This is a genomic window from Polyangium jinanense (assembly GCF_028435365.1).
Map to the genome: position 1 here is coordinate 853,548 of NZ_JAGTJJ010000002.1, position 20,318 is coordinate 873,865.

Consider the following 20,318-nt stretch of genomic DNA (forward strand, 5'->3'; position numbering starts at 1 on the left):
CCAGATGCCCGGCCGTCCTTACCGCGAGCCCGCTCCGATCGACCCCGGCCCCGCTCCGGAGCCGACAGCGGCGCTGGCCCGCCTCGGCAGCCTACGCTCCGTCCACGCCCCGCCGCCCCTCCACCGCGCCCTCCTCGGCCCGATCCTGATCGCGGGCCTCGTCGTCGGCGTGGGTGCCGCGGTGGGCGGGCCGCTCGCCATCGTGGCGCCCTTCGGGGCGGCCACGCTCGTCCTCCTCGCCTGGTCGCCGCTCCGCACCCGCGGCTTCTCGGCGGCGCTCCACGCCCACGGGCTTTTGATCACACAGGCGGGTGTGCGCCGGCCCGTCGCGTTCGAGGACGTGAACGAGGTGTGGTTCGAGATCGACCGGCTCCAGGGCCAGGCGGGAGCGAGTCTCCTGGCCATTCGTCTGGTCGATTTCGATGGCGAGGTCCACCGCTTGCCGCTCGGGGTCAGCGCCGCCGCTGCGCTCGCCGACGGCGTGCTGCGCGCCTGCTCGGGGCCGCTCCTCACCGAGGCACGACAGGCGCTCGCCGAAGGGGAGACGCTCACGTTCGGGCACATCCAGCTCGATCGGGCGGGGATCACCGTCGCCGGTGCACGGATCGCATGGCAAGAGGTCCGGCTCGCTGTCGTCCAGCGGGGCAAGGTCTATCTCTATCGCCGGTGGCCGATCTTCTCCTGGCGCACGCTGAGCCTCGCCCGCATCCCCAACCCCACCGTGTTCGTCCGTCTGCTCATGGCGAGCGTGCCCAGGGTGCGCGTCGACGATCAGATCATCGTGCCCTTCGCCTCCGGGGACGAGGCGGTACGCGCCCAGGCAGCGGAGGCGGCGAAAGGAGGGGTCGAGCTCGGCCTGCAGAACATGCTCATCGGCGGCGTCTTTTTCCTCGCCGGGCTCGCCATTACCTGGGCCACCTACTCACGGCATGGCGACACATACATCCTCGCATACGGGCCCATCCTCTTCGGCGCCGTCCGCTTCTACCAGGGCCTCGCCGCGTACCGCTCCGGGCCTCGACGCTGAATGCAGCCGCAGAACGCCCTCCATGCAGCCGCCCTTGGAGCGCCTGGGAAGCGAGGGAACGTGCTCCTCGCGGCGCCGGGGCGCGGTCAACGCTCCACCGCGCCGATATCCGGGTTCGTCCGGGGCTTCGCCCAGAAATCCAGGGGAGGGGCCTTTGCGGGATCCGCCTTGTCGAGGAGCGGCGACCCTTCCCCGGGGGCGGGCGGGACCGAGGCGGTGAGCAGCGGATCGGCGGTCACGTAACCGGGCCCTGGGACCGCGCTCCCGGCATAGTTGGTGGTATTGCCGGAGAGCGCGTTGTTGCCGAAGGTCGCGGCGGTGCCGGCATACAGGTCCACGCCCACGTCGTTGCCGCGGATGAGGTTGTTGAAATAGCCGAGCTCGAGTGTCTGCAGGAAGAAGTAGGTATTGATCCCGGTGCCGTTGTTCGTGATCGTGTTGTTCGTGAGCGACACGCGGGTCACCTTGCCGGAATTGCTGCAGCACGTGGTGGCCACGATCTCGGCGCCGATCGCGGAGTCGTGCAGGTAGCTGTTGGTCACTTTCGCCACGACGCCCATTCCGGTGGTGCCGTCGCTTTGCACGCGCAGCGCCCCCTGCTGGGCGCTCGAGATGTCGCAGCCATCGACGGTCACGGTCTCGTGGACAGCGCTTTGGACGATGACGATGTCGAGGCCAGGCGTGGTCATCCCCTGCAGGGTGCAGGCCCGGATCACGACCGGCGGGTACGCGGTCACCCTCAGCCCGTCCGTGACCGTGATCCCCTCGAAGACGAGCCCCTCGCCGTCGGGCGTGAGCCCCGCGCCGACCTTGACGTGACCCTGGAGGGTGACCTTGTCCGCGGCGGCGCCGCGGATCGTGAGGAGCGAAGTATGGAGGTTATCGATGGTGACGTCCTCGGTGTACGTCCCGGGTTTGACGCAGATCGTCCCGCCGAGCTGCTCGAGCGCGCTCACCGCGGACTGGATGGTCGCATAGTCGCCGGGCACGGATACGCCGTCGCAGGTGAACTCGCATTCGCCCGCGACGCAGGCCTGATCGGCGCGGCACGTGGGGTCGGGGCACGCGCCGCCCTGTCCGCCGCCCTCGCCGCCCTGTCCGCCGCCCTCGCCGCCCTGTCCGCCGCCCTCGCCGCCCTGTCCGCCGCCCTCGCCGCCCTGTCCGCCGCCCTCGCCGCCCTGTCCGCCGCCCTCGCCGCCCTGTCCCCCGGCGCCGCCGCTCCCGACAGGCGGGGTCATGCCTCCAGAGCCACCCGTGCCCGTGCCTCCGGAGCCGCCCGCGCCGGTGGTCCCCTTCCCGGGATCGTTCGAGCATGCGCCTGCCCAAAGCCCCAATGCAACCACAACGAGCGCACGTGTCTTCACCGTCATTCTCCGTCGCAATGTCCTCAACACCTCCGTTCGGACAGGGACCCCGGGCGGCCGTCGCGCCGGGAGCAGGATTTCGTCGCTCGCGCCGGCGGCGGTGACGCGGTTCACCCTGAGCGCTGCTTGACCTTTTCCGATCTCCCGAGGTGCAATCCTGGGTACCCCCCATGAAGCGGAACATCCTCGGGCCGATCCTCCCTTTGCTACCAGCGATCGGGCTTGGCGCGGGCTGCTCCAGCTTGACCCTCAGCGGGTCCTTCGACGAGACGCGCAGCACCGGGCCGGCCGTGCAGGTGACCGATATCCACGGGGGAACCAGAACCGCGCAATGCCCCTCGCGAGAGGCGCCGGCCTCGTGCCCCTTCCACGATATCCGCTGCCGTTTCGACGACCGGGGCTGCGAGATCTGCGTCTGTGAACAGTGACGACGGTCGATCGCGCGTTCACCGCGCGGAGGCGCATTTGGGGTGCAGACTGGCGACCCACCACGCCGCGCGCGTCTCACGATCTTGCCCGGGGACGACGTCGTTCCCAGGGCCGACGAGAGCGCTGGCGACGACCCGCGCACGCGCGCAGTCGCCCGCCCGAGCGAAGCAGGTCATCAGGCCCGACCGGGCGCCAGCTACGGTGCTTGGCGTCGGCGCCGTCGAACCGCGCTCGCCGATGGCTTGTTCGAGTTGCGCGGCGAGCTGCTCGCAGTGCGCGACCGTGTAGGGCGCTAGAGTCGCCTGCATCGACACGGCGAGCACGCGCTCTTCGGCGGAGGCCCGGCTCGTGTCGTCCGCGGGGCAGTATTGCAACCTCAACCGCTTCACCGTTTCATCGTCGTTGCCGGCGGCGCGCATGCGCTGCGCGCCTTGCTCGCATTTGCCGGCGCGCATCTCGCACAAGGCGCGCGTCTGGGTCGTGTAGCTGGCGAGCGCCGGGTCGAGCTTCTCGGCCCGCTCGATGAGCTCCAGGCACTCTTTGCCGTTCAGCCCGCGGTAGAACCCCAACGTCGCCTTCTGCAAAAGCTTGAAGGCCTCCTCCCTGTCGCTGCCCGACGCGCGAGGCGCGCCGGAACCGGCTGCCGGAGCGATCATCGCCGCAAAGCGCGCGCTCGCGGGCGGGACGCGCGGTGAGCGCACCGGCGGCTGCGGAGAAGAGGCCGGCGCCGCCGTGAGCGTGGAAGACGCTTCGGGCGCTGCCACGCTCGGCGCGGACGCGGCGGTGTGCTCGGTCGTATCGACGTCGTTTCCAGGGGCGGTGCTCGTGGGTATCGGGCGATCGCGCCACGAGCCGGCCGCGGCGAGCGTCGCGAGGGCGACGCCGACGAGCGCGAAGGAGACCACGCGTGCCCGTCCCGGATCGGCCACGGGACGCGCTTCGAGCGAGGCAACGAGCGCCGCGACCAGCGCCTCCACGTCGCGGTGGCGGGCGGCAGGGTCGATCGCGATCGCGCGGGCAAGGGCTTCCCACAACGCAGGCTCCGGGCCGGCGCTCCCCCACCGCTCGCGGCCGAGGCGCGCGAGCTCCGCGGCCGCCGTGCCCGCCTCCGGACGTTCGCCCGTGAGCGCTTCGACCAGACAGAGCCCGAGCGCGAACTGATCGACCGCCGGGCCCACCTCGCCGTCGCGCTGCTCGGGCGCCATGTACGCCCGCGTGCCGGCCAGGCAGGCTCGTTGATCCGCGCTCACCGCGAGCCCGAAATCGGCGACGCGCACGCGCCCGTCCTCGCCGAGCAGGAGGTTCGCGGGCTTGATGTCGCGGTGCGTGAGGCCCGCCGCGTGAATGGCGGCGAGGCCACGGCCGGCCTGCACGTAGGCCTCGACGCGCTTGCGGAAGCCGGCCGCGCCCTCCGGCCAGGCCTTGTCGAGCGTCGCCCCCTCGACGTACTCGGCCGCGAGGAAGACGGCGCCGCCCTCGACGCCGACGTCGAACACGGTGAGCACGTTGGGGTGCGTGACCTTCGCGAGCGCGCGCGCCTCCGCCGCGAGCCGCTCGGCGGCGCCGGCCTGGTCCGGCCGCGTCAGCTTGAGCGCCACGCGGCGCCCGAGCGCCGGATCCCAGCCCACGTACACGACCCCCATGCCGCCCGCGCCGACGACCCCGCGGATCTCGTAGCGACCGAGGCTCCGAGCTTCGTGCGACGGGCGGGGCTCCTCCGCGTGGTGCTCGCTCGCCGCCCCGCCGTGGCGGACGCCGAGCACGCGCCCCAGCGCGACGAGGGCGCGGCGGCAGGCGGCGCAGCCGTCGAGGTGACGCTCGAACGCGTCGCGCTCGGGCGCGTCGGCATGCCCTTCGATGAATTCGCAGAGGGCCTCGGTATCGGGGCAGGACGCGGGCGGCGGGCTCATTCTTCCCGGGCGAGCAGGCGCGATAGGCTCAGATCGAGGTTGCTCTCGACGAGGCGCAGGATGCTGTCGAGCTCGGTGCCGGAGGTGCGCAGCGAGCGCGCGAGCTCCACCCGCGTCGCGTCCACGAGCCGCTGTCGCGCTTGCACCGTGCGCCGCGCCGCCGTCGCGCGGTGGACGCCGAGGCACGCCGCCACCTCGTCGCAGCCCAGGCCGTCGAGGACCGACAGACGCAGCACGAGCCGCTCCGCCGGCGCGAGCTGCGCGATCGCGTGCGCGAACGCGACGCGGAACGCATCGCGATAGTGCACCTTGAGGAAATCCAGCTCCACGTCGTGGCCGTCGGCGACGGCCTCGAGCGCGTCGCCCCCGGCCTCGATCTCGCGCCGCTCGCTCTCTGCGGCGTTCACGAAGGCGCGCACGGCCGCGACGCGCAGCCAGTTCTCCAGAAACCCGCGGCCCGAGTATCCGGCGATACGCGGCTCCGCGCCCGGTCCCGCGACGAAGAGCCGCTCGCGCAGGATCTGGCGGAGCTCGGCGCGGCGATCTTCGCTCGGCGCGAAGCGGGCGGCGACGGCGTCGATCACGCTGCCGAAGCGCCGCTCGAGCTCTGCGACGGCGCCCGGCGAGCCGGCGGCGCAGGCGCAGGCGAGATAGAAATCATCGGCCCGGATGCGGGCGAGCGCGGCCTCGGGATCGGGCGCTGCGGCGAGGTGACGATCGAGGTGGGCGAGGAAGACGCAATCGTCGAGGCCGAGCTCGGGCCAGGCCGTTCGGCCCGCGGCCGCGAGCGCCAGTCGTGCGTCCTTCGCGTGCATCCCGACGCGGGCCAGGCAAGCAGAGCCCTGCCGGGGGCGCAAGCGACGAAATCCTGCTCTTGGGGGTACCAGGCGCGGCGCGCGCGCAGGGCGCAGGGCGCAGCCCAGTGTTCATGGTGAGAATCTCCTTTCTCGAGCTCCATGCTCCAGCAATGATGATGCCGGCCGTTCGCAAAGGATATTTACCGTGATCAACGGCGTTCCTGAGCGGCCGAGTCATGGATCCACGAAGCGGGCAGCTCGGCATGCGCGCCCTCGGCCGCGTGCTCCGCGAGCGCGAACGTTCCTCGCACGTGCGAGGCGCTGCGCGCTCTCCTCGGCACGACGGCGGCCCTCTTCGGCGCGCGATCATCCGACCGCGGGGCGCTCGAGGCCGCGCTGCGCAAGGCGAGCGATCTGCGGAACACCCAGCGCAGACTCGCCGGATTGGAAGAGCTCGCGGCGCTGGGGCCGCCCGCGAAGCCAGCCGACCGCGAGCGGGTCGCCAAGGCGCTCGCGCTGGTGCGAGAAGAGAGCGACGACCGCGACCTGAAATTCATCGCTGGCGTGCTGCGAGTGCTGGTGTAGTCGATTGACGTGACGCCTCAGGGCGGGAAGCGGGGCTCCGCGCTGTGTAAAAGGACACGGTTGACCGCCGCGTGAGAAGCGTGCTCCGCACCCGAGGAGGCGGAAATCCTGGTTTCTTTGTCCTACATGCTGACGTCATGGCAACCGCACTCATCATCGGCGACATCCAGCGCGGCATCACCGGCGCCTACCCGTTCGCGCGGCAGGTCGTTCCACCGCTGACCGACCTCCTCCCGCGCGCCAGATCCGCCGGCGTGCTGGTGGTGTTCATACGCACCGCCTTCCGCGTCAACCGGGCGGATCTCCCGCCGGGTAATGCATTGTTCTCCGCCTTCTTCGAAGCGGGGGATATCTTCCACGAGGGGACGGCCGGAACCGAGATCGACCTACCGGTGCACGACGAGGACGTCGTTGTGCTGAAACGCCGGGCAAGCGCTTTCGCCGGGACAGACCTGGATCTCGTGCTGCGTGCCCATGCCGTCGACACCATCGCCGTCGCCGGAGTGGCCACCAGTGCAATGGTCGCCGCAACCTGTTACGACGCAGCCGATCGGGGGTATCGGGTCACCGTGCTCCGCGATGGCTGCGCGGACAGCGACCCCACCGTCCACGAATTCTTCATGGATAAGGTCTTTCCCAGCCGTGCGGCCGAAGTCGTGCCGTGTGCCGGGTGGCTGGTCGACGAGCGGTGGCACGCCGGAAGCGGTACCGACAGGAAAACCCGAGGAGAGGGGGCGGGCGCGAAACAGACGTAGAAGATGAACCCGAGGAGCGGAGAGGGATCCGAGAGCGGCCATGATCGCCGTCCCCAGGAGCTGCATCGGAGCCGGTAGAGGACCCGAGGGCAGACCTGAGGAACGGCTTGCGGAGCTCTGGGTGTGAAGTCGGACCTGGAGGCGGACCTGGGGAGGGGTTCGGGTCGAGGGATGACCACGCAGACGCGTGCTCACGGGCACGCAACCGCTCCAGGGCAGCGCGTGCTCGGCCGCGGACAAGGGATGGGCAGGCAGGCGCAGCCGCCGCCCACCACAACGAATACGGAGCAGTTCGTCCGGCTGCCCGGAACGCACCGCGCCCCGGCGCCGCCCCAGCGGGCGCAGGGGTCAGGTCGCCTCACCGGAATGAGGGAGCGCTCCGCGAGAGCCCTCTCCACTTCGGAATCTCCTTCCCTTTCGATGAGCGCGCCTTTGTCGCTCGCGATGTCATCGTCGCAGTCCGAGGACAGGCTCCCTTCTTCTTTTGCCAACAAGCTCACTTCCTGAGCCTCAGGATCCATGCCCATTTCACCACTATCGCAGGAGAACGAGAAGAACCCCAGGATGCCGAATGTACCCAATCGCAGTGCTGATAGCCGCATGGCAGACCTCCCTGCACCTTACAATGGCAACATAAGCCCGCGGGGGCCTCGCGGCGCGCGTCGATGTGCGAATATGCTGAGAAGGTTGCCTATTTCAGCGGGTGCCGCGGGAGGCGGACCCGGGGAGGGGTTCGGGTCGACGCGCCGACCGTCATCCAGCCGCGGTGAGTTGAATAGGGGTCACGAGGCGGCGTCCAAGGCGGCATGCTTACCTACTCCACGCTAGGTCCACGTCTTCGCCGCCCGCTTTTCGCGGGCCTGTTTACCGCGATCGCCGTCACGCACGCGTCCATCGCGCTGGCCGATCCGATCGAATTGAGCGCGCCGATCGACGTCGGCGCGACGCTCCCCGCGATATCCGAGTCTCCGGACGGCGAGGCCGAGTTCCTCGACGAGCGTCGCGACGACTACGCGGTCGCGGTGCACGGCTCGTCGATGCTCGTCACGTGGGTCGAAGGCGTGCGCGATCTCTACGCCGCGATCGTGGACGCCGAGCAGGGCGTCGTCGTCCCGCGGTTCCTCGTCTATTCGGCAGAGACGCGACTCTACGCGGTGCGCGCGGTCTTCGCGGACGGCGCGTATCGCATCGCGGTCGGAGACCAAGAGGGGCTTTACACCGGCACACGTCTGTTCGCGGTCGACGAAGCGGGGGCGGTGGGGGACCCCGAAACGTACGGGCTCGAGGAGCAGGGCCTCGTCGAGTGCGGTCCGCTCGCGCTCGAGGCGCGGAGCACCGGCCTCGTGCTCTCGTGCGCGAATGGTCCCGTCGCCGCGCTCCCGAAGGCAGGGGAGCCGAGCACGCTGTTCTGGCCGACCAGCTCGCCGCTCATCGACATCGCATGTCGAGCCGCTCCGTGCGTCGCGGGCTTCCAGCTGAACGATTCGAATCCGCTGCTGAACGTCGCGCTGGCCACGCTCGACGACGCGAACACGGATCCGAAGCCGACGTTCCTCGGCTTCCGCGACGCGACTTACGCGCGCATCGCGGTGGCGCTCACCGGCGCCGGGACGCTCGCCGTCTCGTGGTCGTACATCCTCCCGCCCGGCAGCCAGAACGGAGAAAACCGCGAGCATATCCACGGGTGGTTCCTCGCCGCGGACGGCTCGATCCGCACGCTGGACAATCTCGCGGAGGCGCCGGGGATCCGCGACCCACGGCTCGCGACGAACGGCACGAGCGTCGCGCTCGCGTATCGTACGAACGGCGGCGGCTCGTCGATCGTCGCGCTCGACGCGGACGGAGCGCCCCGCGGAGAGACGGCGGTGATCACGACCCAGCCATCGCTCGATATTCGTCTCGCAGCGTCGTCCGACGGCTCGTACGCGCTCGCGTACGACGACGGCGCGAGGCTGTTCGTGCGAACGGCGCGTCTCGACCCGAAGGGCGAGGACCCCGGACCGGGCGGGGGGACACCGACACCGACGGAGACGAGCAGCGGGTGCGCGGTGGCCGGGGGCGGAGCGTCGTCCTCGGCGGGCGTCGCGCTCGCCGTCGCGTTCGGCGCCTCGCTCGTCGTGCGTCGACGGCGGCGACGGGGCGTTTCTACCATGCCGGGTTGACGCCCGATCCCGGCGCCTCCTTCAGGGCTCCGCGTCCTTGCAGCACCGCACCCCCGTCGAATAATCGAGATAACTCCGCGGGTGGGCCGTCACCACCGCGTCGCAGCCCGACCGCGTCGATCGCGCATAAAAACCGCCCGCGAACGCCCCGCTGCCTTCGTCCACCCACTCGTCCAGGTTCCCGACCATATCGTAAATCGCGTCGTTCCCCCAGCGGCTCCGGCACGCCGGCGTCGCGCCCGTCCTCCGGAACAGCGGCGCCTCCCCGGCCCGCACGTGATTCAAGCGTGGATCGAGGTGCCCGATCGACGCATTGTCATGCAAAATGGCCGCCGGGTGCGCCTCGCGGAACACGTTGCACGCCCCCTCCACGTACGTATCCCCGTACGGAAAGGGCGTATCGTCCTGCCCCCGGCAAGCCAAGACGAACTCCGGCAGCGTGCACAGCCGCTTCCCGGACGCCGCGCAGGCGCTCTCCGCCACGAGCCCCGTCAAATACCCGTTGGGCCGGGCCAATCGCCGCGGCACCGCCATCACATCGAGCTTCTGCCCCCGCTGCCACCCCGGCAAAAACGGAAGCGGCATCGCCCGCGCGTGCACGCTGCCCATGCGGCTCCGCCCCGTCGACCAATCCCCCAGCGTGATCTCCAGCAGATTCGGCGTCACCGGGAAATCGGGCGAAAGCGCCTCCCTGCTCGCCGCGTCCACGATCGTCGCCTCGAATCGGTCCACGCAGAGCTTCCCCTGCACGAGCACCATCTCCGGCGGACACGGCCTTGGCGCCGCCGCCTTCACCTCCTCCGCGTCCTCCGCCGCCTCCGCGCCCGCCCGCTCCACGGCCGCCGCGAGCCCCCGCACGAGCCCCACTTCCGGCACCACGTCTCGCCCCTCGGCGCGCGTCCCGAACCACCGCAGCGACCCATCCGCCGCCCACCCCGGCTCCCCCACGACGCACGTCCCCGGCGCCGAAAGCGCTTCCACCTCGACGAACCCTCCCGGCTTCATCGACGGATAAAACCGCGGCCCCGGCGACCCATCCTGACAAATCCCCGCCGCCCCTCCTTCCGGCCACGCCGCCGCCCCGACCTCCCGTCCCTCCTCGTCCAGCCAAACCGCGTACCGCCGCCCCTCATCCGAAAGAATCGCTCCGCCCCCGGGCAGCCCCGACAAACGCACCCCGAGCTCCCCGGCCCGCACCTTCAGCGACGTCTTTGCCACCGGCCCGAGCCGCCCTGCCGCGTCCACCACGAACGCCACCACCTCCTCGTCCGAGCCCACCCCCACGCCCGCCACGATCGCCCCACCTGCGCCCCGCTCCACCGCGGCAAACCCTGCCCGCACCGGCGACGCCGCGCTCCGCGCCCGCCCATCCGACAGCGCCGGCGCCCCCACCTTCCCCTCCTCGGACAACCCCGCCACATGCAGCCGCCCCCCGGACAGCTCCATCAACAGCCCCTTCGCCTTTCCCCCCACCATTACCGCCCCGTCCGGCCAAACCCGACCCCGCCAGACCTCCGCCGTCCCGCCCGTCGGCCAAACCCGCCCCACATCCCCCCGCGCCACCCACACCGCCGCCCCGACCTTCCCGATCCCCGCCACCGCGCCTGCGCCCCGCCCCCCCGCAAAAATCTCCTCTTTCGACAAACCCTCCCGCACCCCATCCCCCTCCAGCACCCGCACCCGCCCTCCGGCCAGCGCCACCCCCGTACCATCCGGCCAAACCTTGGCCCAATGCACCCGCCCCCGCCGCGCCGGAAACGCTACCCCCTCCTCCCGCAAACTCCCATCCCGCCCGGCCGATCGGAGCCCCCGCCCATCACCCGTCGTAAAAAATGCCCGCTCCCCGGCCCACACCACGAGCCCCACATCATTGCGCGCCTGCCCCCCCACCCGCCGAGGCTCCGCCTGCAAAATCTTCTCGAACCCCACCCCCGCGCCCGGCTCGATCGCACACTCCCCCCGCCCAAGCTTCGCCGCCGCCCCCCCGAACCAGCTCACCTCACAACTCCCGCCCCGCGCCACCGGCTGCGTCAACAGCCCCACCCGCGTCCCTCCGACCAACCGCGGCGCATAAAACCCCTTCAGCGCCCCCCATTCCAGCTCCCCCTCCACCACCTTCGCCCGACTCTTCCCCTCGAACCTCCCATCCTCCCCGATCACCCCCCCACCAATCGCGGCCCACCCCATTCCCGTCGCCTTCTTACCCGCCGACGGTTTGGCGCTCTCATACCAAACGATCTCCACCCCTCGCGCCGACCCTCGCGCATCCACCACCCCCATCCCCTCGAGCGGCGGGACAAACCGTAACCCCGTCGCCTTCGCCTCCCCCTCGAAAACCCCCTCCCGCGACACCCACCGCACCGTCACCTCCACCGTCGGCTTCGGCGCAGCCTTCTTCACCACCTCTTTTTTCTTCCCCCCGCCCTTCTTGCCGCCCTTCCCATTCCCCTTCTTCACCACCGCCGGCGTCTTGCGATTCTGGACGAGGCGCGGGGACGCTTCTTTTTTGGGGGCGGGGGTGGTGGGTCCTGTTGTTTGAGGGGCCGCAGGCCCCGAGTTCGGGGGGACTGCCCCCGAAGCCCCCACCGTCTCCACCGAGATCAGCGCCACCCGCTCCCCGCTCACCGCAACCGCTTTCACGTCCCCGACCCGCTCACACCCTCGGATCTCCGCCACCTCCGACGCCCGATCGAACACCGACAAACACAACCGATCCCCACCCACCGACGTCACGAGCGCCCGCTTCCCGTCGCTCCGCGTAAAAGCCAGCACCACGTTTTCATCGACGAGCCGCACGATCGGCCCCATCCGCCCCGATTCCTCCACCCACCGCGCATACCCCTCGGGCTCGCCCGCCGCCTGCGACACCAGAAGCGCCGCCGCCTCCCCGAAGACCGGCTCCACCGACATCGGCAAACCCGCTTCCTCCGCCGCACCCAGCGGAAGCCGCGTCACCTGCGCCCCAGCGGCCGAGCTCGGCTTCCCTGCCTCCGGCGCCTGCCGCCCGCTCGTTTGCCCGCCTCTGCTCGGCTGATGCGTGTCACGTACGCTCGCGCCCGAGCAAGCGGAGCTTCCAACAAGCAGCCAGAGCAGCAGAAGACTCGGGCCTTTTTGCACACGGAAAGAGAGGGGGAGGCGCGCCACGATCGCGCCCACCTTAACGCGGAGTTTGCCGGGCGTGCAGGAAGAGCAGCACGGGCGCGTCGCGACCCTGGACGGCGACCGCGTGCACGCCCTGCCGGTCCTGAGGTGTCCTCGCCGCACGTGCTCGGGGGCACGTCGGCTGCAATGCCCGGTGAGCGGCAGGGGGCTTTTCCGGATCACGAGGGGCTCTCTTTCGAGGCCTTTCCGCGTTCGGAGGCGAAGCCTCTACCTCTCAGGAGGACTTTCGATGACGAAGACCATGCAGCTCACGATGCTCGGTGCCGCGGCCCTCATGACCCTCGGCGTGGGATGCGGGCGTGGCGAGAAACCCGCGCAGAGTGCGCAGCAGCGGCCGACGCCGGCCTTCGAGGCCGCCGTCCCCGCGGAGCAGGGCCAGGCGGGCCAGTATGGCCAGGGCCAGGCGGGGCAGTGGGGCCAGGGCCAGGCGGGCCAGGGCCAGGGCCAGGCGGGGCAGGGCCAGGCGGGCCAGGGCCAGGCGCAGGGTCAGGCGGGCCAGTGGGGCCAGGGCATGGGCATGATGAGCGAGCAGGAGATGTGCTCCTCGTTCGTCCAGCACTCGAACCTCCGCGTCGAGGACATCGAGGGCGGCGTCGCGATCATCGCGACCCCGAAGTCGGGCGTGGACCTCTCTACCCTGCGCGGCGATGCGCTCCACATCGCGTACACGATGAGCCCACCGGCCGGCGAACAGCGCGCGGCGCGGCCCACGAGCGCGTCGGAGCGTTGCGCCCTCTTCGACCTCGGCCAGACGGCGGGTCGCTCGGGCGTCATGGAGCAGGCCAACGAGATCCGGATCATCCTGCTCGCCCAGGACACGACCGGCGTCCCCGCCCTGCGTAACCAGGCGCGTGGCTTCGTGCGCCAGTGGGGCCAGGAGGGGGTTCAGAGCGGTCAAGGCGGCCAGCCCCAGAACCGCTGAACCGGGGCTCCGCTCCGGATCGAGCAGGGTGGGGGCGAGCTGCCCCCGCCCTGCTTTCCTTTTCTGGCCCTCGACCTGCCCGAAAAGGTTCGCTACCCTGAGCTCGTCATGAGCAAGAAGCTGGACGAGGAGCTCGCGCAGGCGGCCGGGATTGGACGGGACGACGATGGGCCGGCGGCGATGCCTCCGCTCACGGTGCCTCAGCCGGCCGAGAAGGCTCGACCGAAGAACAGCAGCATGGGCCTCTTGATCACGCTGCTCGTCATGGGCGGCGGGCTCGTCAGCCTCTTCATGTTCGGCTTCAAGGAAGCGGCCATTTATGCGACGCCCGTCGATCAGCTCCTCGCGCAGCAGGACAAACTGATGGGCCGCAAGGTCCGCGTCGAGGGCGAGCTCGTGCCGGGCACCCTCGAAAAGCGCGACAAGCCTTGCGAGTATCGCTTCACCATTCATGGCAAGGACGGCAAGCAAACCTTGCCCGTCCGGTATCCGCAGTGCGTCATTCCCGACACGTTCCGCGACGTACCCGCGGGCGGCGTGCAGGTCACGGTCGAGGGCTCGCTCAAGTCGGCGACCGATTTCGAGGCCACGCTCGTCATGGCGAAGTGCACCTCGAAGTACGATCCCAAGACCCACGAGATGAAGCAGGGCGAGGGGCAGGGCATGCCGATCAACTGATCGGATCGGCTCCACGCGAAAACGCCGGGCTCCAGAAGGGGCCCGGCGTTTTTCATTTCATTCGGGTTCGGCTTGGCCTCGCCGCGGCGCGGGGGCCGGGGGCATCTCTTCGGGGGGCATCGCGGGCGAGGGCATGGGCTCGCTCGGGGTGGGTTTGTCGGCGGGCTCCGGGGGCGGCGGCGCCTCGCGCGGCGGCTCCACGGGCTTCGGCTCGGCTGTGGCGGGCGCGCGGGCCGGTTCCTCGTCGCCCTTCTCCTTCGCTGTCGACATGCCCACGGGCAGCCCGGGCTTCTTCGACGGGAACGGCGAGTCGCCCTTGCCGCGGCCACGACCTGCGGCCGGGCCGTCGGTCGAGTGGGGATCGAACCGCATCCGCGACAGCGCGCCGTGCGCGTGCCAGCCGTAGAACCCGTCTTGCCGTTTGGACTTCTTGATCTTCGGATCGGCCAGCTCGAACAGCGATGGCGCGTTCGAGCCCGGCGCGCCGAGCAGCGACTTCGTCAGATCGCTCTTGTTGCGGTAGGCGTCGGTGAACTTGAAGCGCACGTAGAGGTCGGCCGTCGAGTTGTTCCACGGCTCGCGCACGTTCACCTTCCCGTCGCCGGCGAGCTCGAGATCGGACCCGTTGGCTTCGAGCTTCGTGACCTTGAGGACGCCTTCCTTCGCCTCGGCCGCGATCACGAGATCGCCGAGCTTCGCCTCGGGCAGCGCGATCTGGCCTTTGATCTTCGACTTCCCGTCGCCGACGGCCATCTCGGCGATCGTCAGATCGAGCGCGCCGTTTGCCTTGCTGAACTTCCCACCTTCGGCGGTGAGCTCGAACGTCCCCTTCGCGACGCCTTTCACGGGCACGCCGAGGAAGTCCTTGATCACGTCGACCTTCCCGAGGTTCACGCCTTCGAGCTCGACCTCCATCGGCCCGCTCGAACCGCCGACGGGCACCGTGCCGTTGAGCTCGCCGTCGAAGGCGCGGGCCCAGAACTTGACGCGCACGCGGCCGAGGAAGAGCGGCAGGATCTGCAGCCGCGCCTCCACCGCGTCGATCTCGATCACGCTCTCCTTCGGTGCGGGTTTGTCCTTGTCGGCCCCGCTGCCGAAGGGCCCTGCCGCGGACGACGACGCGTCGTCGCTCGGGGGCAGATAGAGCCGCACGCCCGTCGCCTCGACGCCTGTGAACCAGTACGAATCGAGCTCGTCGATCTCGATCCGCTGCCCCGCGCTTTTGCCTTTTTGCGCGGCCTGGAACTCGGCGACGAGGCGGTCTTTCAGCCGATCCCAGGGGAAGGCCAGATAAAAGAAAAGCCCGAGGCAGAGGCAATAAAGTGCCGGGTAGGCCAGGAATTTTGCGATGCGCAGGAGACGGGCCTTCACGGTGTCTTCTCCTCCTCGGCCGTATCCTTCGACTCGCCCTTGTCCTTGTCCTTGTCTTTTTCTTTCGCGTCGGGCTTTCGGTCGTAGGCGCTCACGCCGAGCTCCACCTCGTACGAGTCCGGCTCACCGGCGCGCGGGCGGATGTTGAGGCGCGTCACCGCGACGGCGTGGCCCGATTGCTCGATCTTCTCGATCGTCTTCACGAGCGCCAGCATCCCCACCTTGTGCATTTTCACCACGGTCAGCCGCTCGGTGTACTTCTTCCCGTGCGGGACCTCGGGTTTGTCTTGCGCGTCCGCGATCGTGATCCCGTTCTGCTTCGCGGCGTCCTCGATGAAGCCGGCGAGTGCGGGGGCGGGGCGGCCATAACGCGCGAGCAGGGCGTCTTGCTTCGCCTTGCGCTCGGCGACCGAGAGGCGCGCTTTGTAGACCTCGTCGATGAGGGCGCGGATCTCGTCGTTCTCGGTGCGCGACGAGCTCACCGCGCTCCAGGCGTAGATCGGCACGGCGAGCACGACGAGCGCCGCCACGATGCCGGCGAGGACGCCGAGCAGTTTGCGCTCGCGTGGCTCGAGTTTCTCCAGGCGCTCCGCGAACGTCACTTCTCTTCCTCCTTGCCGGCCGCGGGCGAGGACGTGTCCGCCGCGTCAGCGGTGCCCGAGGGTTTTGTCGTCTTCTTCTTCTTATCCTCGCACTTCACGTCGAGCTCGAGCACGTATTTCTGTTTGCCCTCGCTGAACTGGGCCGTGCGGCTGATCTTCACGTCCTTGAAGCACTTGTGCTCCTTCATCTTGTCCGCGATCGCCTGCGCGTCGGGGATCGAGGGCACGGTGCCTTGAATCGAGACGTGGCCGCGGTTCACGTCGAACTCGAGGACGTCGTGCGTGATCTCTTTCGGCACGACCTCCGAGAGTTTCACCATGACGTCGAATGCGTCCGCGCGCGGCAGCGGATCCTCGTCGGCGCTGCCGGGGCCCTTGTCGAGCATGCTGCGCGCCTTTTCGGGCTCCTTCGTCTCCTCTTCGAAGACGTCACCCGTGGCCGTTTCGAGCCGCGAGAGCAGCATTTCTTTTTCGGCCGTGAGGCTTCGATGCTGCGCGAGCAGGCTGAAGACGAAGCTCACGACGACCGCGGCGCCGAGGCCTGCGAGGAGCGGGATTTTTTCGCGAAGGAACGGATAACTGCGCGCGGCGGCGAGGTCGCCCTGGCGCAGGTTGAGGCCACGCGCCTTGCCGGCGAGGCCCATCGCGAGGCCAATCGCCTTCGCGAAGCGCGGGAGCATTGCCTCTTGCTCGGCCGTGACGCCTTCGAGGCGCGGCTTCGGCAAGGGCAGGATCGTGATGCCGAGCTCGGTCGAGAGAAACGCCTCTGCGCCCTGCGCGCTCGCGCCGCCGCCGACGAGATACATGCCCGCGAGCGGGCCGCCGCCCGAGGCGCGGAAGGCCGCGAGGGTTTGTCGCAATTCACGCGAGAGCGCGGGCGCGCTCCCGGGCAAACCGAGCGTGCCGCGCGAGAGCGTGCGCGCGAAGACCGGGTCGCCGCCGCGCAGGATCACGATGTCGCTCGTGGCCTCGCCGAGATCGAGGATCGCGACGGGCAGCGCCGCCTCGCCCGCGGGGGCCTCTTTTCCGAACGGTTTTTCGATTTCGGGCATGACGCCCGCGAGGTTCGCGAGCGGCAGGGCGCCCGTGCCGACGCGCTCGGGCTCCATGCCGAGCGCCTCGCGCACGACCTCGATGCGCGCCTTGACGTCCTCGATGCGCGCGATGGCCGCGAAGATCGGCACGGTGTCGCCGCCCGGGTTCTTGTCCATGCGATAATCGAACACCGCGTCCGTGATCTCGAACGGGATCAGGGATTCGAGCTCGAAGGGCAGGACGTTGTCGATCTCCTTCACCGCCGAGGTCGGCAGGTCGATCGACCGGAAGAACGTCCGCTCGCCCGAGATCGCGATGGACATCGCGTCGGCCTTGAGGCCGCCCACGGCGGCGCGGATGGCGTCGATTTCGAGGCCCGTGACGGGCGCCTCGCCGAGGGCCTCGAGCGTGATCTTGCGGTACGAGAGGCGCAGGAGCGCCGCCCTGACCACCGCTTTGCCGACGTCGATACCGAGGATTTTGGACATCGTGATGCTCTCTCGAGGAAACTATTCGATACGATAATAGACGATCTTGCCGAGCGGGTTCGTGGCGAGCGCTTGCATCGGATCGACGATCCCCGTGCCCGAGCTGCCGGACGTGGAACCCGTGGGGGTCCCGCCCTGCGGGTTCTGCCCCGTCGTCGACCCGGTTTGCGTGCCGCCCGTGAGCGGATTGACGCCGCGCGTGTCCACGACGGCGTGGACGCGCACGCGCGTCGTGCGCTTGCGGCCGGGAACCACGCCCTCGGCGTAAATGCTGAAGACCTTGCTCGTGACGGTGAATTGCTTGTTCGCGCCCGCGTTGAGCCCGCACGGCAGGCCTGCCTGCGCGAGCAGCGGCGTGAGCATCGGCCCGAGCATCGCGCCGAGCGGCCCGGGGACGGTGCCCGATTTGAGGAGATTGGGGAAATCGGCCGGCTTCGAGAAAATGGGGATCGGGAACGTCTTGAGGACGCCGAGGAGGCCGAGGAACTGTGCCTGGATGTTCGGGTCGGTGCAAAGGGGAATGCCCTGCGACGCGTTCGATTGCGTCGCGCCCGCGCCGCCCGAGCAGACGGAGCAAGCCGCCGCGAGCAGGGTCTGCGGGTTCGCGGTGTTCACGTTGACCGCTTTCTGGCCCCAGACCGTGAGCGTGCGTGATTTCGGATCGTCCGGGTTCGGCTCGACGAACGTCGCCCAGAAGTCGTCGCCGACGCCGCGGATGAGGCGCAGCTCCTCGAGCGAGTCGTACGCGGCGTTCTTGCGGCGATATTCGAGGCCGATCGTCTGGTAAAAGTTGTCCTCGGCGCCCGTGGCTCCTTGGGCTTGCGAGCCGACATAGCAGGTCGAGAGGACCTCGTCCTGATCGGCCCAGTCGGTCATCGCGCCGCAGATCGTCTGCATCGTCGAAAACTGGCCGTCGGGGTCCATGCCCTCGAACATCGGCGCGTATTGCGGGCCCTGCATGTGGCTGACGAGCAATCGTTCGAGATCGATGTCCTGGATCGGCGCGGCCCGGTTGACGTTGATCTTCGAATCCTCGTCGACGATCTTCACCGTGAACGAGCCGCCCGTGAGGCCGAGGCCCTTGCTCTGCGAGGTGTCGACGCCGAGCATCCCCCCGAACGTGGCCATGCCGGTTTCGTCGTTGAAGGGGCCGAGCGCGATATCGGTGAACTCCCAGACGGGGAGCTGCTTGAACGGCAAGGGCAGAGGGACGCTCGTGCGGATCGTCGGCTCGGAGGCAATCAGCAAGCGCGACAGATTCACGGCGCTCTTCGCCAGGTATTCGGCCTTGAGCGCGTCCCGATCCGCGAGCGCCGACGCGAGCTCGGAGGTCGTCTCCTGCTGCAATTCGGTGAGAAACACCGTGAGCACGGTGATCGCGCCGAGCACCATGAGCAATGCGACGCCGCGGCGCTCTCGTTTGCGCCTGCGGAGCCTCTTGGCCTCTTTTTCGCGGATCGGCTCGTTCATGGCTCAGTTCGCGAAATCGAGGGCGAGCTGCATCGCGGGGGAGACGCGCGAGCGGAGGACGATCGGCTTGCCGCCGGGGCCGCCATTCAGCACGAGCGTGATGAGGACCTGCTGGGGAAGACGCCACGGCTGGCCGGTGACCTGCGTCGTGTCCCAGGTGTCGACCCATTCGGAGATGGTGTCGTCGAAATACTGGATGTCGAAGCTCTGCACGTCCTCGACGAGGACGTTCACGACGCCGCCCTTTTGCGGCTCCATGTCGAGGTATTTGTCCTCGCGCCGGACGAGATCCATCGTGCCGGCCTCGTTCCGCGCGCCGAAATAGCCGATCTCGCATTGATCGGACTCGTGCGCGTCGCGGGCGAGGCGGCGGTGCGCAAAGGAGGTGAAATCGAGGCGATCGAACGTGCCCTCGTCCTGGCCGATGAACCCGGTCTTGCGGACCTGCTGCGAGATCATCGTGGAGCTGTTCGTGTAATCGCCGTGCTTCGAGACGAACGCCGCCTGGATCTCGCGCGCCATGCGTTGCATGGCGGCGCGGCCCTGGTGGTAGCGGTCGTTCATCCCCGAGATGCCCTTGCGCGAGCGGGACATGCCGTCGAACGCGCCATAAATGAGCGAGCCAATGAGGGCGAGGACGCCAATCGAGACCATCGCCTCGAGGAGCGTGAGGCCACGAATCGAAGCACGACGACGCGACTTCATCGGCCCATGCCTCCTCCCGGGAACGTGGGACGGCCGCCGAACGGATTGTTACCGCCGCCCGTGGGGCCGCCGCCCGTGAGATTGCCGCCGCCCGTGGAATTGCTGCCGCCCGTGGGGTTCATCAGGGCGTCGACGGCGTCGAGCTGGTCGTTCGTGACGAGCGTCGGCTTCGGGTTCGTCACCCATTGCACGACGTCGAACGAATGCTCGCGGGTGCCCTCGGTCCACGTGACCGTGAGCGTGACGCGGCGGGTGTTCATCTCGAAAATCGCCTTGAGCGCAGGATACACGAACGTGCCGACGAGCTGGAGCATGCCGCCGAGCGCATCCGCGCCCGTGGCGCCGCCGAGCGCGCCCGCGACGTCGCCGAGTCCGCCGCCCGCAAGGTCGCCCGTGGCCGGAGGCGTCGCGCCGCCGGCGAGGCCGAGCAGGCCTCCCATGGCGCCGAGCCCGCCCGCGGCGCCCGAGGCGCCCGAGGGATTCGCGCCGCCATTTTGCGGCGACGAAAGATCGAGGCCGGTGTCGAGCTCCATTTCGCCGAGCTTCGGCTCGGGGAACTGCGGCTTTTCGATCTTCCACGAGCACTTGAGGTTCGGCGTCTCGTCGCCCTCGCAGCAAGGGCCGCTCTCGATCACCTCGAGCTCCTGGAACCCTTCGCGGAAAAGCGTCTCCTCGATTTCGCCCATCTTGCAGCGGGCGAGGGAGGTGGCGACGCTCAGGTTCCGCGCGTGGGACGAGGCGGAGAATGCGCCCGCCTGCGCCGAGAGGATCGCGGTCAGACCGAGGCCCAGGATCGCGACGGCGACCATGACCTCGAGCAGCGTGAATCCTCTCCGTTTCATATCGAACCTCCCCG

At 69.5% G+C, this 20,318-nt stretch carries 16 protein-coding genes; 6 read left to right on the plus strand and 10 right to left on the minus strand.

Going from position 1 to position 20,318, the window contains the following annotated elements; genetic code table 11:
• The first annotated feature begins 4 nt into the window (after positions 1-4).
• Positions 5-1,027, plus strand: coding sequence for a DUF6585 family protein (locus KEG57_RS08505; RefSeq protein ID WP_272417561.1), 1,023 nt, complete (start codon positions 5-7; stop codon positions 1,025-1,027).
• Between the two features lie 86 nt (positions 1,028-1,113).
• Here KEG57_RS08505 and KEG57_RS08510 read toward each other — a convergent pair whose 3' ends face one another.
• From KEG57_RS08510 to KEG57_RS08520, 3 genes are all read right to left on the minus strand, one after another.
• On the minus strand, positions 1,114-2,265 hold the full coding sequence (locus KEG57_RS08510; RefSeq protein WP_272417562.1) for a pectinesterase: 1,152 nt from the start codon (positions 2,263-2,265) through the stop codon (positions 1,114-1,116).
• Between the two features lie 572 nt (positions 2,266-2,837).
• Positions 2,838-4,730: a protein kinase domain-containing protein gene (locus KEG57_RS08515; RefSeq protein ID WP_272417563.1), complete on the minus strand. Its 1,893-nt coding sequence runs from the start codon at positions 4,728-4,730 to the stop codon at positions 2,838-2,840.
• Positions 4,727-5,587, minus strand: coding sequence for a sigma factor-like helix-turn-helix DNA-binding protein (locus KEG57_RS08520; protein ID WP_272417564.1), 861 nt, complete (start codon positions 5,585-5,587; stop codon positions 4,727-4,729). The genes KEG57_RS08515 and KEG57_RS08520 overlap by 4 nt, the downstream gene beginning before the upstream one ends.
• A gap of 384 nt (positions 5,588-5,971) precedes the next feature.
• Here KEG57_RS08520 and KEG57_RS08525 point away from each other — a divergent pair, with 384 nt between their 5' ends.
• From KEG57_RS08525 to KEG57_RS08535, 3 genes are all read left to right on the plus strand, one after another.
• Positions 5,972-6,112 carry a hypothetical protein gene (locus tag KEG57_RS08525; protein ID WP_272417565.1) on the plus strand — a complete coding sequence of 47 codons (141 nt, stop codon included), beginning with the start codon at positions 5,972-5,974 and terminating at the stop codon, positions 6,110-6,112.
• A 137-nt stretch (positions 6,113-6,249) separates the two neighbouring features.
• On the plus strand, positions 6,250-6,867 hold the full coding sequence (locus tag KEG57_RS08530; RefSeq protein ID WP_272417566.1) for a cysteine hydrolase family protein: 618 nt from the start codon (positions 6,250-6,252) through the stop codon (positions 6,865-6,867).
• An 806-nt stretch (positions 6,868-7,673) separates the two neighbouring features.
• Positions 7,674-9,029 (plus strand): MYXO-CTERM sorting domain-containing protein, encoded by a 1,356-nt coding sequence (locus KEG57_RS08535; protein WP_272458357.1) that lies wholly within the window; start codon positions 7,674-7,676, stop codon positions 9,027-9,029.
• A gap of 21 nt (positions 9,030-9,050) precedes the next feature.
• On the opposite strand, the gene KEG57_RS08540 is transcribed toward KEG57_RS08535, so the two are convergent.
• On the minus strand, positions 9,051-11,939 hold the full coding sequence (locus KEG57_RS08540; RefSeq protein ID WP_272458358.1) for a hypothetical protein: 2,889 nt from the start codon (positions 11,937-11,939) through the stop codon (positions 9,051-9,053).
• Positions 11,940-12,420: 481 nt separating this feature from the next.
• Here KEG57_RS08540 and KEG57_RS08545 point away from each other — a divergent pair, with 481 nt between their 5' ends.
• Positions 12,421-13,113, plus strand: a complete 693-nt coding sequence (locus KEG57_RS08545) for a hypothetical protein (RefSeq protein WP_272417569.1) — start codon at positions 12,421-12,423, stop codon at positions 13,111-13,113.
• Positions 13,114-13,221: 108 nt separating this feature from the next.
• Positions 13,222-13,791 carry a cytochrome c maturation protein CcmE gene (locus tag KEG57_RS08550; protein WP_272417570.1) on the plus strand — a complete coding sequence of 190 codons (570 nt, stop codon included), beginning with the start codon at positions 13,222-13,224 and terminating at the stop codon, positions 13,789-13,791.
• A gap of 57 nt (positions 13,792-13,848) precedes the next feature.
• Here the strand turns inward: KEG57_RS08550 and gspN are convergent, their stop codons facing one another.
• The 6 genes from gspN to KEG57_RS08580 are packed head-to-tail and all read right to left on the minus strand — an operon-like array spanning position 13,849 to position 20,304.
• Positions 13,849-15,162: a type II secretion system protein GspN gene (gene gspN, locus KEG57_RS08555; protein WP_272417571.1), complete on the minus strand. Its 1,314-nt coding sequence runs from the start codon at positions 15,160-15,162 to the stop codon at positions 13,849-13,851.
• Positions 15,159-15,764: a type II secretion system protein M gene (locus KEG57_RS08560; RefSeq protein WP_272417572.1), complete on the minus strand. Its 606-nt coding sequence runs from the start codon at positions 15,762-15,764 to the stop codon at positions 15,159-15,161. The genes gspN and KEG57_RS08560 overlap by 4 nt, the downstream gene beginning before the upstream one ends.
• On the minus strand, positions 15,761-17,287 hold the full coding sequence (pilM, locus tag KEG57_RS08565) for a type IV pilus biogenesis protein PilM (protein ID WP_272417573.1): 1,527 nt from the start codon (positions 17,285-17,287) through the stop codon (positions 15,761-15,763). Before pilM ends, KEG57_RS08560 begins: the two co-directional genes overlap by 4 nt.
• Before the next feature lie 21 nt (positions 17,288-17,308).
• A complete protein-coding gene (locus KEG57_RS08570; protein ID WP_272417574.1) occupies positions 17,309-18,757 on the minus strand; it encodes a type II secretion system minor pseudopilin in 1,449 nt (482 codons plus the stop codon).
• A 3-nt stretch (positions 18,758-18,760) separates the two neighbouring features.
• Entirely contained in the window at positions 18,761-19,462 is a 702-nt protein-coding gene (locus KEG57_RS08575; RefSeq protein WP_272417575.1) for a type II secretion system protein GspJ, read from the minus strand.
• Positions 19,459-20,304 carry a type IV pilus modification PilV family protein gene (locus tag KEG57_RS08580; RefSeq protein WP_272417576.1) on the minus strand — a complete coding sequence of 282 codons (846 nt, stop codon included), beginning with the start codon at positions 20,302-20,304 and terminating at the stop codon, positions 19,459-19,461. Before KEG57_RS08580 ends, KEG57_RS08575 begins: the two co-directional genes overlap by 4 nt.
• Between the last annotated feature and the right edge of the window lie 14 nt (positions 20,305-20,318).

Excerpts from the sequence above, each read along its gene's own strand:
- KEG57_RS08535 (WP_272458357.1), top strand. The coding sequence starts at position 7,674 with ATGCTTACCTACTCCACGCTAGGTCCACGTCTTCGCCGCCCGCTTTTC.
- KEG57_RS08540 (WP_272458358.1), bottom strand. The coding sequence starts at position 11,939 with ATGTCGGTGGAGCCGGTCTTCGGGGAGGCGGCGGCGCTTCTGGTGTCG.
- KEG57_RS08505 (WP_272417561.1), top strand. The coding sequence starts at position 5 with ATGCCCGGCCGTCCTTACCGCGAGCCCGCTCCGATCGACCCCGGCCCC.
- KEG57_RS08580 (WP_272417576.1), bottom strand. The coding sequence starts at position 20,304 with ATGAAACGGAGAGGATTCACGCTGCTCGAGGTCATGGTCGCCGTCGCG.
- KEG57_RS08550 (WP_272417570.1), top strand. The coding sequence starts at position 13,222 with ATGAGCAAGAAGCTGGACGAGGAGCTCGCGCAGGCGGCCGGGATTGGA.
- KEG57_RS08515 (WP_272417563.1), bottom strand. The coding sequence starts at position 4,730 with ATGAGCCCGCCGCCCGCGTCCTGCCCCGATACCGAGGCCCTCTGCGAA.
- KEG57_RS08575 (WP_272417575.1), bottom strand. The coding sequence starts at position 19,462 with ATGAAGTCGCGTCGTCGTGCTTCGATTCGTGGCCTCACGCTCCTCGAG.
- KEG57_RS08530 (WP_272417566.1), top strand. The coding sequence starts at position 6,250 with ATGGCAACCGCACTCATCATCGGCGACATCCAGCGCGGCATCACCGGC.
- pilM (WP_272417573.1), bottom strand. The coding sequence starts at position 17,287 with ATGTCCAAAATCCTCGGTATCGACGTCGGCAAAGCGGTGGTCAGGGCG.
- KEG57_RS08510 (WP_272417562.1), bottom strand. The coding sequence starts at position 2,265 with ATGACCCCGCCTGTCGGGAGCGGCGGCGCCGGGGGACAGGGCGGCGAG.
- KEG57_RS08545 (WP_272417569.1), top strand. The coding sequence starts at position 12,421 with ATGACGAAGACCATGCAGCTCACGATGCTCGGTGCCGCGGCCCTCATG.
- KEG57_RS08570 (WP_272417574.1), bottom strand. The coding sequence starts at position 18,757 with ATGAACGAGCCGATCCGCGAAAAAGAGGCCAAGAGGCTCCGCAGGCGC.